Consider the following 16,306-nt stretch of genomic DNA (forward strand, 5'->3'; position numbering starts at 1 on the left):
CCATGTCGGAAACTGTCCTCATCACCGGCGGCGCGGGCTTCGTCGGCCGTCATCTGTCGCGGACCCTGCTGGAGCAGGGCTATCGGGTGCGAGCGTTCGACAGCCTGATCGAGCAGGTGCATCCGACCTCCACGCGACCCGACGAACTCGATCCTGAGGTAGAGCTGATCGTCGGCGACATCCGCGATGAAGATCGGGTCCGGGTGGCCTTGGACGGCGTAGACAAGGTCGTTCACCTGGCGGCCGAGGTGGGCGTCGGGCAGAGCATGTATGCGATCGACCGCTACACCTCGGTGAATGAATACGGCACCGCCGTCCTGTTCCAGCAGTTGATCGACCGGCCGGTGCAGCGCGTGGTCGTCGCCTCGTCCATGAGCATCTATGGCGAAGGCCTTTATCGCACGGTGGACGGCGAACTGCGGCAGGAGGTCGTGCGGGGTCCGAGAAATCCCGACGGGTCGTGGGACCCGACCGACGCGCAGGGCCGGCCGCTGATCCCCGTTCCTACGCCGGAAACCAAGCAGCCGGCGCTGAAGAGCGTCTATGCGATCAACAAATTCGTTCAGGAGCGACTGACCCTCACCCTGACGGCCCAGTATGGGATGGAGAGCTGTGCGCTGCGGCTTTGGAACATCTACGGGCCGGGTCAGGCGCTTTCGAACCCCTATACCGGCGTGTTGGCGATTTTCGCGTCACGGATCGCCAACGGCCAGGCGCCAATGGTGTTCGAAGACGGGCGGCAGCGGCGCGATTTCGTCCATGTCTCGGACGTCGCGCGGGCCTTCCTGCTGGCGCTGGAACGGCCCGAGGCGAACGGCGAGGTCTTCAACATCGGCTCCGGCGTGGACAGGACGGTGGACGAGGTGGCGCGGCTGCAGGCGGCCTCGATGGGGCGGCCGGATATCGCGCCGCAGATCACTGAAAAGGCGCGGGCCGGCGACATCCGGCACAACATCCCGGACCTGACCAAGGCGCGGGACCAACTGGGCTACGAGGCTCGCCAGGACTTCGCCGCCGGTCTGGAGGAACTGGCCGAATGGGTCGCGCGCCAGGAGGCTTTGGATCGCGTGGACCAGGCGCGCGGTGAACTGGAGCGGCGGGGGCTCGTCGCATGAGCCGGGTGCTGATCACCGGCGGCGCCGGCTTCATCGGCTCCAACCTGGCCGACAGACTGGCCGGCGAGGGGCATGAGGTGACGGTGCTGGACACGCTGGCTCGGCCCGGCGTGGAGACCAATCTCAAATGGCTGCTTCTGCGGCACGGCGCCAAGGTGCGGCATCTGACGGCGGATGTCCGCAACGCAGAGGCGGTCGACGCGGCGATCGGCAGGGCCGATGTCGTCTTCCATCTCGCGGCGCAGGTGGCGGTCACGACCAGCCTGGTCGATCCACGTACCGATTTCGACGTCAATCTGATCGGCGCCTTCAATGTGCTGGAAGCGGCGCGCCGTCGGCGCACCCCGGTGATATTCGCCAGCACCAACAAGGTCTATGGCGACCTGGCCGACATCGAACTGACCCCGCAGAACGACGCCTGGCTGCCGGCTGATCCGGCGCTTCGTCTGCGGGGGATCGATGAAAGGCGACCGCTCGATTTCCACACGCCCTATGGCTGCTCCAAAGGCGCGGCGGATCAGTATGTGCTGGACTATGCGCGCAGCTACGACGTCCCGACCTGCGTGCTGCGGATGAGTTGCATCTATGGTCCGCGTCAGATGGGCACCGAGGATCAGGGATGGGTCGCCCACTTCCTGATACGGGCGCTGGAGGGTGCGCCGATCACCCTGTACGGCGACGGACGGCAGGTGCGCGACATCCTTAATGTCGGGGATGCGGTGGACGCCTATGTCGCCGCCTGGCGCCGGATAGACGCGGTGTCCGGCCGCGCCTTCAACCTGGGCGGCGGTCCCGAGAACGCCGTCAGCCTGAAGGGGCTTGTCGCCCATATCGAGCAACTGACCGGGCGAGCCGTGCCTCTGAATTTCGAGGACTGGCGCGAAGGGGATCAACGCTATTTCGTCGCGGACGCGTCGGCCGCCCATCGGGAGCTGGGGCTGGAGCGGCCTAAACCTTGGCGGGTCGGGGTTTCGGAACTGGCGGACTGGCTGCGGGTGGAGCGCCGCCTGGATGTACGCGTCGGATCGGCGGCTGCATGAGCATGCGACCGCGTCATGTGCTGATGACCACCGATGCCGTGGGAGGGGTCTGGACCTATGCGCTGGATCTCGCCGAGGGTCTGCTGGCGCGCGGCGTCGGCGTGACCCTGGCGGTTCTGGGACCAGCGCCGGGACCGGCCCACCGCCAGGCGGCGCGGCAGGTTGAAGGCCTGGCGCTGGTTGAAGTCGGACAGTCCCTCGACTGGCTGGCCGATCATCCCGAACAGCTGGAAGAGGCGGAGCGGGCGCTTCGAGGCCTGGCCGCGCGGAGCGGCGCCGACCTGGTCCATCTGAATGCGCCGGCGCTGCGGGGCGAAGGCGACTGGGGCGCGCCGGTGGTCGGCGTCTGCCACTCCTGCGTCGCCACCTGGTGGGATGCGGTGCGCGGCACGGGCCTGCCGCAGGATTTCGAGTGGCGAACGAGTCGCTTGGCCGCTGGATATCGGGGTTGCGATCGGCTCACCGCGCCCAGCCTGGCTTTCGCCCAGGCGACTGCGGCGCGCTACGGCGTTCAGCCCGTCGTCATTCATAATGGGAGGCGTCCTGCCGCTCTCCATGCCCCCGAGCGCCGGCGCATGGTCCTGACGTCCGGCCGTCTCTGGGACGAGGGCAAGAACATCGCCGTCCTGGAGCGGGCGGCGGTTCGGATGCGGGGAGCGGTGGAGGCCGCCGGGCCGTTGGACGGCCCTAACGGCCAGACCGTGCGTCTGGCGAAGACTCGCGCCCTGGGCCCCTTGAGCGGGGAGGCGCTGCGGCGGCGGCTGACGGAGACCTCGGTCTTTTGCGCCCCCGCCCTGTACGAACCCTTCGGCCTGGGCGTGCTGGAGGCGGCGCAGGCGGGGTGCGCCCTGGTCCTGAGCGACATTCCGACCTTCCGCGAGCTTTGGGAGGGCGCTGCCTTGTTCGTTCAGCCGCGCGACGACGTCGCGCTTGCGGCTGTACTGGACGAGTTGCTGGACGACGCCGACCGGGCGCGCCGCCTGGGGCGGCTGGCGTCGGAGCGGGCCGGTCGGTTCAGCGTAGACGCCATGGTCGAGGGCACGCTCGAAGTCTATGCCGATGTACTCGCCCTGCGCGCCCCGTTGGGGGAGGCGGCGGCGTGAAAACGGTCTATTTCACCCATTCCCTCGACTCCTGCTGGAACCACGGCAACGCCCATTTCCTGCGCGGCGTCATGAGCGAACTGACCGCGCGCGGGCATCTGGCGGAGGCCTGGGAGCCGCGCGACGCGTGGAGCCGCGCCAATCTGGTGGCGGATCACGGCGAGGCGGGACTGGAGCCCTATAAACGCGCCTATCCCGAGCTTCAGAGCCATCGTTTCGACCCGCCGCTGGACCTGGACCGGGCGCTGGAGGGGGCCGACCTTGTCATCGTGCATGAATGGAACGATCCCGCGCTTGTGGCCGCCATCGGGCGACGGCGGGCGACGGGCCGTTTCACCCTTTTGTTCCATGACACCCACCACCGGGCCGTCAGCGAACCGGAGGCCATGAAGGCCTTCGATCTGTCGCGGTACGACGGAGTGCTCGCCTTCGGCGAAACCCTCGCGGAGGTCTATCGGCAGTGGGGCTGGGGCGACCGCGTCTTCGTCTGGCACGAGGCGGCCGACACCCGGCTGTTCCGCCCGCCGACCGTCGAACAAGACCGCGAGGGTCTGGTCTGGGTGGGAAACTGGGGCGACGGCGAACGGACGGCCGAACTGGAACGCTACCTGTTCGCGCCGACGGCGGCGACCGGGCTCGGGCTCGATCTTTATGGGGTCCGCTACCCCGAGGCGGCCAAGCGAATGCTGTCGCGATACGGGGTCCGGTATCATGGCTGGCTGGCCAATGCGGCCGCGCCCCAGGTGTTCGCCCGCCATCTCGCGACCGTGCATGTGCCGCGCCGGTTCTATGTCGAACAGCTTCCCGGCATCCCGACCATACGGGTGTTCGAATCCCTGGCCTGCGGTCTTCCGCTGGTCAGCGCGCCCTGGTCGGACAGCGAAGGCCTGTTCGACGTCGGGCGCGACTTCCTGATGGTCCGGTCGAGCAGCGAAATGGCCGAGGCGCTGCGGGCGTTGAAATCGGACCCAGGCCTGCGCGCGGAACTCGCCGCCCATGGTCTGGCCGCGATCCGCGCCCGACACACCTGTGCGCATCGGGTCGACGAACTCATGGCGGTGCTCGAACGGCTCGGCGCCGTCGCGCCGTCCCCTCAAATGGAGATCGCGGAATGAAGATCGCCTTTTACGGTTCCAGCCTCCTGTCCGCCTACTGGAACGGCGCCGCCACCTATTATCGGGGCCTGCTGGGCGCCCTGGCCGAAAAGGGTTGGGACATCCTGTTTCTCGAACCCGACGCCTTCGATCGTCAGCAGCACCGCGACATCGACCCGCCCGAATGGGCCGAGGTCGTGGTGTGGGAAAACTCCCCCCAGGGCTGCGCCGCCGCCATGGCGCGGGCGGGAGACGCGGATGTGGTGGTCAAGGCCTCGGGCGTCGGCGTTTTCGACCATGAACTTCTGGGCGTGTTCGACCGGGCGCGGGACGACGCCCTGACCGTCTACTGGGACGTCGATGCGCCGGCGACCCTGGCGGAGATCAGGGCCGCGCCCGACCACCCGCTGCGGCAGGTCCTGCCTCGGATCGACCATGTGCTGACCTACGGCGGCGGGTCTCCCGTGATCGAGGCCTTCATGGCGCTGGGCGCGCGGGATTGCCGCCCCATCTATAATGCGCTCGATCCCGCCACCCATCATCCGGTGCAGCCAGACGGGCGCTTTTCCGCGGATCTGGCGCTGTTGGCCAATCGCCTGCCTGACCGCGAATCTCGGATTGATCGGTTCTTCCTGGAGCCGGCGGCGCTGTCGCCCGAGCGACGCTTCCTGCTGGGAGGGAGCGGCTGGGGCGACAAATCCATGCCCGCCAATGTCCGCGCCGTCGGGCATGTGGGGACGGGAGAGCACAACGCCTTCAACTGTACGCCGCTGGCGGTCCTGAACGTGGCCCGCGACAGCATGGCCGAGATCGGCTTCTCGCCGGCCACCCGGGTGTTCGAGGCGACGGGGGCGGGGGCTTGCCTGATCACCGACTATTGGGAGGGCGTGGACCAGTTCCTGAAGCCCGATGTCGAAGTGCTGGTGGCGCGCGACGGCAAGGACGTGGCCGATCATCTGGCGGCGCTGACGCCGGAACGGGCGCGGGCCATCGGAGAGGCGGCGAGGGTCCGCGTTCTGGCCGACCACACCTATGCGAAGCGGGCCGAGACCGTCGACGCGCTGTTCAGAGGCGCGCTGACGGCGCGGCGCGAGAGGAGCGCCGCATGAGGCTGGTGGTGCTTGGGCTCAGCCTGTCCTCCGCCTGGGGGAACGGGCACGCCGTGACCTTCCGCGCGCTGCTTTCGGCCTTTGCGGCGCGGGGCCACGAGATTCTGTTCCTGGAGCGGGAGACGCCCTGGTACGCCGCGCATCGGGATCTGTCAGACCCCGACTACTGCCGCCTCGCCTTCTATTCGGACCTGCGGGACCTCGACCGCTACGGCGAGGCGGTGCGCGGCGCCGACGCGGTCATGGTCGGCTCTTATGTGCCGGACGGGATCGAGGTCGGCCGATGGGTCCGGCGCACGGCCAAGGGCGTGGTCGCCTTCTATGACATCGATACGCCGGTCACCCTGGCGCGGCTGGCGCAGGGCGAGTGTGACTATCTCGCGGCGGGGCAAATCCCCGACTACGACGTCTATTTCTCCTTCACAGGCGGTCCCACGCTGGCGCGTCTGGAGCAGGAGTTGGATTCGCCGGCGGCGCGCGCCCTCTATTGCTCGGCCGACCCGGCGACGTACCGGCCGCAACAGGCCGAGAAGCGTTGGGATCTGTCCTATCTCGGAACCTATAGCGTGGATCGTCAGCCCACGCTGGAACGGCTGTTGCTCGAGCCGGCTCGACGGCTGCCCGGCCGGCGCTTCGTCGTGGCGGGGCCGCAGTATCCGGATGATATCGCCTGGCCGGCGAACGTGGAACGGATCGACCATCTGCCGCCGGCCGAGCATTCGACCTTCTACGCCGCCAGCCGCTTCACCCTGAACGTCACCCGCGCCGACATGCGGGCGGCGGGACACAGCCCCTCCATCCGACTGTTCGAGGCGGCTTCGTGCGGGTGTCCGATCATTTCGGACACCTGGCCGGGGCTCGAAACCCTGTTCACGCCGGGAGAAGAAATCATCCTGGCGGAAACGGGCGACGCAGTCGTCGATGCGCTGTCGCGCCCGGCGGCCGCCGTCCAGGCCATGGGCGAGGCGGCCCGACGTCGCCTCCTCTCCCAACACACCCCCTCCCACCGCGCCCAGACCCTGGAGCGCGAATTGATCGCGGCCATGCGGGCCAAGACGAAGGACCGACCCATGAAGTCCATTTCCGACAGCCAAACCATCCTGGTGGCGGGCGGCGCCGGTTTCCTCGGCTCGCATCTGTGCGACCGTCTACTGGCGGACGGCCATCACGTCGTCTGTCTCGACAATCTGCAGACCGGCGATCTGGTCAATCTCGAGTCGGCGATGAAGCAGTCCCGTTTCGAATTCGTGCGTCACGACGTGGTGGAGCCGTTGCCCGAGAGGATCGTCGAGCGGAAGTTCGACCGGATCTACGACCTGGCCTGTGCGGCCTCGCCGCCTCAGTACCAGCAGGATCCCGAGCATACGATGCTGACCTGCGTGCTCGGCGTCAGCCATATGTTGAAGTTGGCGGAGAAGACCGGCGCACGCCTTCTGCTGACGTCCACCAGCGAAGTCTACGGCGATCCCGAGGTGCATCCGCAGCCCGAAACCTATCGCGGCAACGTCAATCCAATCGGTCCGCGGGCCTGTTACGACGAAGGCAAGCGGGCCGCGGAGAGCCTGGTGTTCGACTACGACCGCGCGGGTCGGTCGGACGTGAGGGTGGCGCGCATCTTCAACACCTATGGCCCGCGCCTGTCGGCGGCCGACGGTCGCGTGGTGTCCAACCTTATCACCCAGGCTTTGGCTGACGCGCCCATCACCATCTACGGGGACGGGGAGCAGAGCCGGTCGTTCTGCTATGTCGACGACATGATCAGCGGCCTGATCGCCCTGATGGAGCATGAAGGGCCTCAGCCCGGGCCGATCAACCTCGGCAATCCTGTCGAACTCAGCGTGTCGGAACTGGTCCGGCTGATACTGGACCTGACGGGCTCGGGATCCGAGATCGAGCACGGCCCCCTTCCAATCGACGATCCGCGCCGTCGGCGTCCGGACATCGGCAAGGCGGAAGCGGTGCTGGGGTGGCGTCCCACAACGGCGCTCGAGGACGGCCTGCGCCGCACGATCGACTGGTTCGACGCCGATCGCCGTCCGCTGCGCGGCGAACAGCCCGCCCTGATCGCCTGATGTGGGCAGAGCCGATCCGACCCCAGCCAAACAAGCGAGGAACACCATGACCGAGGTTCTTGCCCAGAACGGCGCCATGCGCGCCGCAGTCGTGACGGGTCCAGGTCGAGTGGAGGTGCGTACGGTGGCTCGGCCCGAGCCGGACGCCGGTCAGGTTCGGATCAGGCTGGAGGGTTGCGGCGTCTGCGCCTCCAACCTCACCCCCTGGGCCGGTCCCGACTGGATGACCTTTCCGACGCCGCCCGGCGGTCTGGGCCATGAAGGATGGGGCGTCGTCGACGCCGTCGGACACGGCGTCACAGCCGTCGCGAAGGGACAACGGGTGGCGGCGCTCTCGCACAACAGTTTCGCCGAATACGACATCGCCGACGAGAGCGCGGTCGTGCCCCTCCCGCCCGAGCTAGACGACCTCCCGTTCGCGGGGGAGCCGCTGGGATGCGCCATGAACATTTTCCGGCGCAGCGAGATCAGCCCGGGCCAGACCGTCGCCATCGTCGGCATAGGCTTTCTGGGGGCGGTGCTGACGCGCCTGGCCACCGATGCGGGCGCGCGCGTCATCGCCCTGTCCCGTCGGCCCTATTCGCTGGAAGTCGCGCGCCGCATGGGCGCGGCGGAGACGCTGACCCTCGACGACCACTACGCCCTGATCGCCAAGGTGTCTGATCTGACAGACGGCCGACTCTGCGATGTCGTCATCGAAGCGGTCGGCAAGGCCTGGCCGCTGGATCTCGCGGCGGAGCTGACCCGCGAACGCGGGCGGCTGGTGATCGCCGGCTATCACCAGGACGGCCCGCGCCAGATCAATATGCAGCTGTGGAATTGGCGCGGCCTCGATGTGGTGAACGCCCATGAACGCGACCCCGCAGTCTATGCTCAAGGCGTGCGCGAGGCGGTGGAGGCCGTGCGTTCGGGCCGGCTGGACGTCAGCGGCCTCTTCACCCACGCCTATCCTCTCGATCAACTGGATCGGGCGCTGGACGCCACGCGCGACAGGCCGGACGGCTTCCTCAAGGCCGTGGTGACGATGCCATGACGGAGTTGGTCCTTGACCGCCATCGGTCTTCGGCGCTGCGTCGCCCCCGCGTCGGTTTCCTGGGCGTGGGCTGGATCGGCCGACACCGAATGGCCGCCATGCTGACCGACGGCCGGATCGACGCCGTCGCCGTCGCCGATCCGAACGCGGAGATGGTGGAGGAAGCCCTCGGCCTCGCCCCTACGGCCGCGCATTGCCCGCACCTGGACGGCCTGCTGTCTCAAGGGCTGGATGGGCTGGTCATCGCGACCCCGAGCGCCTTGCACGCGAAGCAGACCATCCGGGCGCTGGACGCCGGCGTCGCCGTCTTCTGCCAGAAGCCGCTCGGCCGGGACGCGGCGGAGACGCAAGCCGCCATCGACGCGGCGAAGCGCGCCGATCGACTGCTTGCAGTGGACCTGAGCTATCGCCACACGGCGGCGGCGCAGGCGTTGCGCGACCTGATCAGCCAGGAGCGCCTAGGGCGTATCCATGCCGTCGATCTGACGTTTCACAACGCCTATGGACCCGACAAGCCCTGGTTCTACGACCCGGCGCTCTCGGGCGGGGGGTGCGTCATGGATCTCGGCGTCCACCTGGTGGACCTGTGTCTCTGGCTGCTGGACGACGACGTCGCCGACGTCGAGGCGCATCTGCTTCGCGAGGGCGTTCCGATCGCGGGACGCGCCGAGGCCGAGGATTACGCCATCGCCACCCTCCGGCTCCAGTCCGGCGCCGTGGTGCGGCTCGCCTGTTCGTGGCGGCTGCCGGCAGGTCGGGACGCGATCATTGAAGCCGCCTTCTATGGCAGCGGCGGAGGTGCGGCCCTGCGCAATGTCGATGGCTCCTTCTACGACTTCGAGGCGACGGCCTTCGACGGCGTGACCCGCCGTCCGCTGGTCCAGCCGCCCGACGATTGGGGCGGTCGAGCGGCGCAATCCTGGGCGCGGGCCTTGGCGGCTGGCGGTCGATACGATCCGGCGGTTGAAGAATTGCGCAGGGTCGCCGCGACTCTGGACCGGATCTACGCCGCCGCCACATGCGCCTGATAGACGACGCTGTCGCCGGCGTCGAAGAGGACGAGGTCCAGCCTTGCCGAATAAACGCCTCTAAGCGCTTGGTCGCGTAGCAGATCACCCAGCGTCAGCAACGCTTCACGACGTGCGGCGTTGTCATCCGCAGCCATGAATTCAAGGCGCTCGTCCAAACCGGCGACGCCCAGCTGAAGCCGATATCCGGTCATGACTTCCTATACGCGCAAGTCGGAAAGGTGGATGAAAGAAGAGGGGATTTGTTCGATGCTGGACATTCTGGTCCGCAAGCTCGAACGACGCGACGACCTTCGTGAGGGTCAGCGCGAAACCATTCGCCGACTGCCGCTCGAACATCGGGTCGTGAGGGCGGGAGACCTGATCGTCCGTGAAGGCGATCGACAGCCCGTGAGCCTTCTTCTGATTTCCGGCTTCGCGGGACGGTTCGCCCTGCTCGGCAACGGAGGACGACAATTCACCGAACTGGCCCTGCCGGGGGACTTCATGGATTTACACGCCATGGTCATGAAGAGGCTCGATCACAGTGTGGCGGCGATCTCGACGTGCGAACTAGCGGCCATCCCCCACGGCGCCCTGAAGGCGGTGATGGCGAACGATCCTCATCTGGCGCGATTGTTCTGGCTTGAAACCGTCGTGGACGCCGCCATTCACCGGGTCTGGCTGGTTGCCCTCGGCCGCCAGGACGCCCAGGCCCGGATGGCGCATCTGTTTTGTGAGACCAAGGTCCGTCTGGAGGTCGTTGGACTGGCCACGGACGACGGTTTTGACTTCCCCCTGAACCAGACCGAGCTTGCGGACGTGCTCGGGCTGTCGACGGTGCACGTAAACCGAACCCTCATGGCGCTTCGGTCCGCCCAGCTTGTGGATTGGAGGGACGGGCGGGTGATTCTGAACGACTGGCCCCGTCTAGTCCGTTTGGCGGAGTTCGATCCGCTCTATCTTCGACTATGGAAGGAAGCGGTTTGACCCATCAGGCGTCCGAAAAGACGCGAGGGTCGGAGCCGACAGGAAAAGACCGGATCAGCATCCGCAGGCGAAGCGCTCGAGTCTTTCGGCATCCGTGACGACCAGCCGCCCGCGCGACAGTATCACCGCTCCATCACGCTCCAGAGCCTTGACCGCCGCATTGACGCTTGTGCGTTGCACCCCCATGGCCTGCGCCAGGACAGCCTGAGTGGTTCGCAGTTCCCGGCCGGCCATCTGATACAGCCGAAAAATCCAGTTCGCCGTTCGCTGCGGGACCTGGTGAACCGCATTGCAGGCCGCCTCGGCCTGAACGCGCACCAAGCGATCCAGGGCGTGACGGGCGAAGACGTGTTCCACCCATGTCTGACCCATCAGGTCCGTGAGATCCTCGGCCGGCGCCTCAATCCATTGCGAACCCAGCATCGCCAGAAACCGCGTCGGGTAAACAGAGGACGTCAGCGATGTTTCCCAGCCGAACATCGAACCTCGTCCATGCAGGCTGACGCAGGCGATATTCTTGCGGTCGAACGCGGCCACCGCGCCATCGACGACAAACCCGACCGTCGCGCCCGTCGTGGCGCATTCTCCAGCGGCAAGGCTGCGCAACCGCCCCCGATCCCGGATCAGGCCCTGCACCTCGTCCGGCATCAGCCGAAGGACAGGATGATCGAGAACAGCCTGGGACCGGGCGTCGATCCGCACCGGCTCAGGGCGAAAGGTCTCTTCGTAAGAGGCTGAATCCAGCATGCCTCTAACGTGCCGACCGGTTAAGGCGAAGGCATTCACATAGGTTATCAGTTTTCCGACAGAACATCTTTTCTCGCGGACGTGTGAAGGGACGGGCGACTGTGGCCTGTACAGGCGACCGGGCGTATCCGCGTCGAATGGGTCCAGGCCGAGGTTCAGCTTGGCTGGATTTTCTAAGTCTGAGCGGTGACGGCGACGCGGGCGCCGCCGTCACCGCTGAACTGCGGGATTACTCAGGCGTCATAAGGGGTGGTGCGGCCCGCGCCGGGGCCTGCCCCGAGGTCCGCCCCTGTCAGAGGCGTGGCGGCCGGATCGGACATGGTGCGCGTCATGAAGGCGTCCACGGCCTGACGCTCCGTATCCGACAGGTCGACCGTGGCCTTGCCGTCCCCGCCGTCCACCGCCATCTGGCGCTCGCGATCCGAAACCACCTCCCACTGGTCTCCCTCGTTCCAAGGACCGGAGGCGTCGCCTTCGCCTTGGGACATGTTGTAATATGTATCCGCGAACTCGGGGCGCGCGGGCAGCTTGCCGGGCGGGAAGTTGGCTGGAATGGCGTAGAGCGCCTTCTCGAAAGCCTTCTGGTGGGCGACCTCGCGCGTCATCAGGAAGGACAGTGCGTCCTTGATGCCGGCATCGTCTGTGACGTTGATCAGGCGTTCATAGACGATCTTGGCTCTCGCCTCGGCTGCGATGTTGGAACGCAGGTCGCACGTGGGGTCGCCGATGGAGTCGACATAGGCGGCCGTCCAGGGCACGCCGGCCGAGTTCACCAGAGCCGTACCGCCGCCATAGAGGATAGACATGGTGTGGCTTTCCCCGCCCGACGTCATGCTCGCGTAGAGGTCGGCCTCTTCCTCGGCGGCCTCGGCCAGACGGCCCTTGGCGCCCCGGTTCAGCATGGCCACGATCGAACCGATCACCTCAAGATGGCTCAGCTCCTCCGTGGCGATGTCCATCAGCAGGTCACGACGATTGATGTCCTCATCCGCCAGGCCTTGTGTGAAATAGCGCATGGCTGCGGCGAGTTCGCCTTGCGGACCCCCGAACTGCTCCAGCATCAGGGTCGCGAGGGCGGGGTTCGGCTCCGCTACCCGCACCGTATACATCAGGCGTTTGTTGTGCATGAACATAGTCTGGGCTCCTAGCGGCTGGGGTTTTCGCCCTGCTGCTTCAGCAGCAGGAATTTTTCGGTGAGGGCTGGAAGGCTTTCATCGACCCACCGCGCCATCCGCAGCTCTTCGTCCAGGGTCGCGTTCAGTGGATCGAGCGCGGTCGTCATACCGCCGTGGCGGGCGAGGATGATGAGCCCGCGATAGGCGGCGGCCTCGTAGTTTTCGAAGGCGAAATTGGCGAAGGCGTTCTTCAGGATCTCGTCCTCGGCGAACACGTGCCCCAGAGCCGCCATCGACCCGCCCAGAGACAGGGCCGCGTCCTTCAGGCCGGAGGCGCTCTCGTCGACCTGTTCCAGCAATCCTTCGAGTCTCTGGATTTGCGTCTCTGTTTCGGTGCGATGCGCGGCCAGTTGCTCGGCCACCTCCGTGAAATTCTTGGCCCGCTCAATCTGGCGGTCCATGAGCGCCAGAGCCTGATGCTCCATTGCGTGGGCGTTCTTCAGTCCCGTGACATAGACTTCGCGCCAAACGTCATCGCTGGCCATGAGCATCTCCCTTGAAAGGCTATGGCGAAACAATCCGAGGTCTCGACGGCCGTTCCGAGTGTCGGATAAGCGACCCACGTCAGGGGGGTCTGTGAGGCTTGAGGGACCACATTGGTTCCCGCGTTCTGGCCAAGTCCGGATCGGATTTGCCGACGCCCATTCAGGTCGCCCCGATCAGCTTCTTCGCCGCCGTCCAACAGCCTTCCTGAGCAAGCGGCGATGACCGCTCGGCGCACGACCGGGACATGATGGAGATCGGATGGCGGCGCGGCGTTGCCGGCCTGGATCGTCTTCCGCGAAGATGAAGATCGAGGGGATCGCTCAGGATCCGGCGATCTCCACCCGCAGTGGCTTTACTCAAGCGATTGAGCTTGAACCGATCCTGACTAGGGAAAGAAATGGCGCACCCGGAGCGATTCGAACGCCCGACCCCCAGATTCGTAGTCTGGTGCTCTATCCAGCTGAGCTACGGGTGCGGCTGCCTTGCGGCGAGGGCGGGTCTTTAGCGGTTGAAACGGGGGGACGCAAGCGGGTGAATGCAGTTTCTGTCGGGACGGTGGTTGGCGCGGTCGCCGGGAGGGCCTAGGTCGGAACAAGACGTCCCTTCCCGTTCGGAATTTCGCATGCGTTTCATCCGTCGCCGCCTTGCGGTCCTGCTCCTTCCCCTGGTCGCTCCCCTGGTCTTGGCAGGGTGTCAGACGGGCGGCGTGGCGGCGCCCGCGGGGGTTGAGGCTGGAGCGGCGCTTCAGACCTCCACGCCCGCGCGCGGACCCTTCGTGGCGGCGGCCAATCCGCTGGCGGTCGAGGCGGGGATGAAGGTGTTGCGGCGGGGCGGGTCGGCGGTGGACGCCGCCGTCGCTGTTCAGGCGGTGCTGGGTCTGGTGGAGCCCCAGTCTTCGGGTCTGGGCGGCGGGGCCTTCCTGATGAGCTATGAGGCGGCGACCGGGCGCGTCACCGCCTATGACGGGCGCGAGACGGCCCCGGCCTCGGCCACGCCGGAGCTCTTCTACGAGGACGGCAAGCCCCTCTCCTTCGTCGACGCCGTGCTGTCGGGGCGATCGACCGGCGCGCCCGGCGCGGTGGCCATGCTGGCCATGGCCCAGAAGGATCACGGCCGGTTGGCCTGGCGCGACCTGTTCGACGACGCCGAACGGCTGGCCCGCGACGGTTTCGTGGTCAGCCCGCGTATGGCCGGCATGATCAATGGCCCGGCGCCCCAGGCCCGGACCCGCTGGGCGACCGCCTATTTCACCCGGCCCGACGGGCGCCGCTATCAGGCCGGGGATGTGATGCGCAATCCCGCCTACGCTCGCACCGTGGCCGCCCTGGCGAACGAGGGTCCGGGTGCGATCTACGGCGGGCGGATCGGGCGCGAGATCGCGGCGACGGTGGCCGAGGCGCCGCATCCCGGCGGCCTGACCGAGGCGGACATCGCCGCCTATCGTCCGCTGCGCCGCGACGCCCTGTGCCGCCCCTATCGGATCTATGTCGTCTGCGTGCCGCCGCCGCCGTCCAGCGGCTTGGCCCTGCTGCAGTTCCTAGCCATGGCCGAAGTCACGCCGGACATCGGCCTGGGCCCCGACAGTCCGGCGGCCTGGGTGGCCTTCGGCCGGTTGCAACGATTGATGTACGCCGACCGCGATCGCTATGTCGGGGACGCGGACTTCGTCGGCGTGCCGATCGCCGGCCTGCTGGATCCCGACTATGTCGCCGCCCGCGCCGCCCTGGCGCCCCAGGTCAACGGTCCGGTCGCGGCCGGGGCCCCGACGGGATCGCCCCCGCGCGGCGAGGACCGGACGGCCGAGCCCGGCGGCACCTCGCACATGGTCATCGTCGATGCGGACGGAAACGCCGTCAGCATGACCACCACGGTCGAAAGCATCTTCGGCGACGGGCGAATGGTCGAGGGCTTCTTCCTCAACAACCAGCTGACCGATTTTTCCTTCACGCCGCTGCAGGACGGCCATCCGGCCGCCAATGCGGTGGCGGCGGGCAAGCGTCCGCGGTCGTCGATGACGCCCGTGCTGATCCTGGATGGCCAGGGCCGGTTGGTCGGGGCCATCGGCTCGCCCGGCGGGTCCAGCATCCTGGCCTATGTGGCCAAGGCCCTGGTCGGGATCATCGACTGGGATCTGACGGTGCAACAGGCCGTCGCCCTGCCCAATCTGGTGGTGCGGGGCCCGATGGTGGGGGCCGACACGGCCCTGATCGCGCCGGACATTCGCGTCGCCCTGGGCGCGGCAGGCATGAGCCTGCGGCCCAATACGACCGAGACCTCGGGCCTGCACGGGGCGATGTGGCGCGACGGACGCTGGGACGGCGGGGCGGACCCGAGACGGGAAGGCGTGGCGGTGTCGGAAGCCCCCTGACGGGACGAACCGCGCGCCCGGCCGATCAGCGGCGCGGCTTGATCGACAGCTGGAAGGCGATCAAGCCCTCGTCCACGTCGGTGTCGAGGCCGCTCATGCCGCGCAGCCCCTTGCCGGCGTCGATCTCGCGATAGACCAGCCCGACCGAGGTCTGGACGTCGCCCCGGCGATAGGCCACCCCGACTGAGGCGTCGCCAAGGAAAGCGCCCCGATCCTGGGTATAGCCGGAGCGGGCGTAATCGCCGTCGCGCGTGCGGGCGAAATTATAGCCGACCGCCCGACCGGATCCGGCGGCGTACAGATACCACCGCGCGCGCTCGCCGAACCGGGCGCTGCCGTCGGGGGCCAGACGTTCCAGGCCTTCGCCGATCTTCAGCGTGGCGCCGGCCTCGGCCGAGCCGCCCTCGGTGCCCAGACCGAAGCCGGCGTGGGGCGTCAGACTGACTTCGAGGCCGGAGGGCGTGCGTCCAACGGCGCCGCGGAAGCCGCGCACATAGCGCAGGTCATAGGCGTCGGCCTCCAGCTCGGCCCGGTCCACCGGCGTGACCGGCAGGGGCGAGCCGTCGGCGCGGCGCAGGCGGCCCGCGGTTTCCAGGGTCAGCCGGTCGGTGAAGGCGTTGCGGTCGATCCAGATGTCGCTGCGGGTGCTGGCCTCCAGACCCGAAACCTCGGCGGGCCCGAAGGCCGCCGGCATCTCGATCTCTGCGCCGAACCGGGCGTCAGGCACGACACGGAACCGGCCCTGCTCGTTCAGGCGCGCGGTCAGGGATTGGGCGGTCTGGGGCGTCTCGTAGAAGGCGTCGGGGGCCCAGGCCTGAGCGCGAGCGTCGGCTGCGCCAGCCATGGCCAGCACGCTCCCCAGTCCCACGATCCAAGCCGCAACGCGCATTCGGTCTCCCCACCGTCCGCAGAATCCCACCCTGCACCACGCAGAACAGGAGTCCAACAGACATTTTCACGACACTCT

15 protein-coding genes and 1 tRNA gene are annotated in these 16,306 nt (G+C 67.6%); 10 read left to right on the plus strand and 6 right to left on the minus strand.

The window, feature by feature from the left end; all coding sequences use genetic code 11:
- Nucleotides 1-2 precede the first annotated feature (2 nt).
- Genes H2037_RS13385 through H2037_RS13420 form a run of 8 tightly spaced genes read left to right on the plus strand, consistent with a single transcriptional unit; the run spans nt 3 to nt 9,594 of the window.
- Complete coding sequence (locus H2037_RS13385; protein WP_292122933.1) at nt 3-1,115, plus strand: SDR family NAD(P)-dependent oxidoreductase; 1,113 nt, start codon at nt 3-5, stop codon at nt 1,113-1,115.
- Nucleotides 1,112-2,155: an SDR family NAD(P)-dependent oxidoreductase gene (locus tag H2037_RS13390; RefSeq protein WP_292122936.1), complete on the plus strand. Its 1,044-nt coding sequence runs from the start codon at nt 1,112-1,114 to the stop codon at nt 2,153-2,155. Before H2037_RS13385 ends, H2037_RS13390 begins: the two co-directional genes overlap by 4 nt.
- A complete protein-coding gene (locus tag H2037_RS13395; protein ID WP_292122939.1) occupies nt 2,152-3,258 on the plus strand; it encodes a glycosyltransferase family 4 protein in 1,107 nt (368 codons plus the stop codon). Before H2037_RS13390 ends, H2037_RS13395 begins: the two co-directional genes overlap by 4 nt.
- Entirely contained in the window at nt 3,255-4,373 is a 1,119-nt protein-coding gene (locus H2037_RS13400) for a glycosyltransferase (protein ID WP_292122942.1), read from the plus strand. Before H2037_RS13395 ends, H2037_RS13400 begins: the two co-directional genes overlap by 4 nt.
- Nucleotides 4,370-5,461: a glycosyltransferase gene (locus tag H2037_RS13405; protein WP_292122945.1), complete on the plus strand. Its 1,092-nt coding sequence runs from the start codon at nt 4,370-4,372 to the stop codon at nt 5,459-5,461. The genes H2037_RS13400 and H2037_RS13405 overlap by 4 nt, the downstream gene beginning before the upstream one ends.
- Nucleotides 5,458-7,533: a bifunctional glycosyltransferase/UDP-glucuronate decarboxylase gene (locus H2037_RS13410; protein ID WP_292122946.1), complete on the plus strand. Its 2,076-nt coding sequence runs from the start codon at nt 5,458-5,460 to the stop codon at nt 7,531-7,533. The genes H2037_RS13405 and H2037_RS13410 overlap by 4 nt, the downstream gene beginning before the upstream one ends.
- 46 nt (nt 7,534-7,579) lie before the next feature.
- Complete coding sequence (locus tag H2037_RS13415) at nt 7,580-8,566, plus strand: zinc-binding dehydrogenase (RefSeq protein ID WP_292122948.1); 987 nt, start codon at nt 7,580-7,582, stop codon at nt 8,564-8,566.
- Nucleotides 8,563-9,594, plus strand: coding sequence for a Gfo/Idh/MocA family oxidoreductase (locus H2037_RS13420; RefSeq protein ID WP_292122950.1), 1,032 nt, complete (start codon nt 8,563-8,565; stop codon nt 9,592-9,594). Before H2037_RS13415 ends, H2037_RS13420 begins: the two co-directional genes overlap by 4 nt.
- On the opposite strand, the gene H2037_RS13425 is transcribed toward H2037_RS13420, so the two are convergent.
- Nucleotides 9,570-9,788, minus strand: a complete 219-nt coding sequence (locus H2037_RS13425; protein ID WP_292122951.1) for a hypothetical protein — start codon at nt 9,786-9,788, stop codon at nt 9,570-9,572. The genes H2037_RS13420 and H2037_RS13425 overlap by 25 nt on opposite strands.
- Between H2037_RS13425 and H2037_RS13430 the strand changes: the two genes are divergently transcribed.
- Nucleotides 9,787-10,563, plus strand: coding sequence for a Crp/Fnr family transcriptional regulator (locus H2037_RS13430; RefSeq protein ID WP_292122953.1), 777 nt, complete (start codon nt 9,787-9,789; stop codon nt 10,561-10,563). The genes H2037_RS13425 and H2037_RS13430 overlap by 2 nt on opposite strands.
- A gap of 54 nt (nt 10,564-10,617) precedes the next feature.
- Here H2037_RS13430 and H2037_RS13435 read toward each other — a convergent pair whose 3' ends face one another.
- From H2037_RS13435 to H2037_RS13450, 4 genes are all read right to left on the minus strand, one after another.
- The gene (locus tag H2037_RS13435; protein WP_292122956.1) at nt 10,618-11,310 is read right to left on the minus strand and encodes a Crp/Fnr family transcriptional regulator; all 693 of its coding nucleotides are present in this window, start codon (nt 11,308-11,310) and stop codon (nt 10,618-10,620) included.
- Nucleotides 11,311-11,543: 233 nt separating this feature from the next.
- Nucleotides 11,544-12,443: a manganese catalase family protein gene (locus H2037_RS13440; protein ID WP_292122958.1), complete on the minus strand. Its 900-nt coding sequence runs from the start codon at nt 12,441-12,443 to the stop codon at nt 11,544-11,546.
- Between the two features lie 11 nt (nt 12,444-12,454).
- Nucleotides 12,455-12,970, minus strand: coding sequence for a ferritin-like domain-containing protein (locus H2037_RS13445; protein WP_292122960.1), 516 nt, complete (start codon nt 12,968-12,970; stop codon nt 12,455-12,457).
- Between the two features lie 399 nt (nt 12,971-13,369).
- Nucleotides 13,370-13,446 (minus strand) — tRNA-Arg (locus H2037_RS13450).
- A 147-nt stretch (nt 13,447-13,593) separates the two neighbouring features.
- Between H2037_RS13450 and H2037_RS13455 the strand changes: the two genes are divergently transcribed.
- A complete protein-coding gene (locus tag H2037_RS13455) occupies nt 13,594-15,339 on the plus strand; it encodes a gamma-glutamyltransferase family protein (RefSeq protein ID WP_292122962.1) in 1,746 nt (581 codons plus the stop codon).
- 25 nt (nt 15,340-15,364) lie between these two features.
- Here the strand turns inward: H2037_RS13455 and H2037_RS13460 are convergent, their stop codons facing one another.
- Nucleotides 15,365-16,228, minus strand: coding sequence for a lipid A-modifier LpxR family protein (locus H2037_RS13460; protein ID WP_292122964.1), 864 nt, complete (start codon nt 16,226-16,228; stop codon nt 15,365-15,367).
- Nucleotides 16,229-16,306: the final 78 nt, after the last annotated feature.

The organism is Brevundimonas sp. (genome assembly GCF_013912065.1).
Lineage (GTDB): Bacteria > Pseudomonadota > Alphaproteobacteria > Caulobacterales > Caulobacteraceae > Brevundimonas.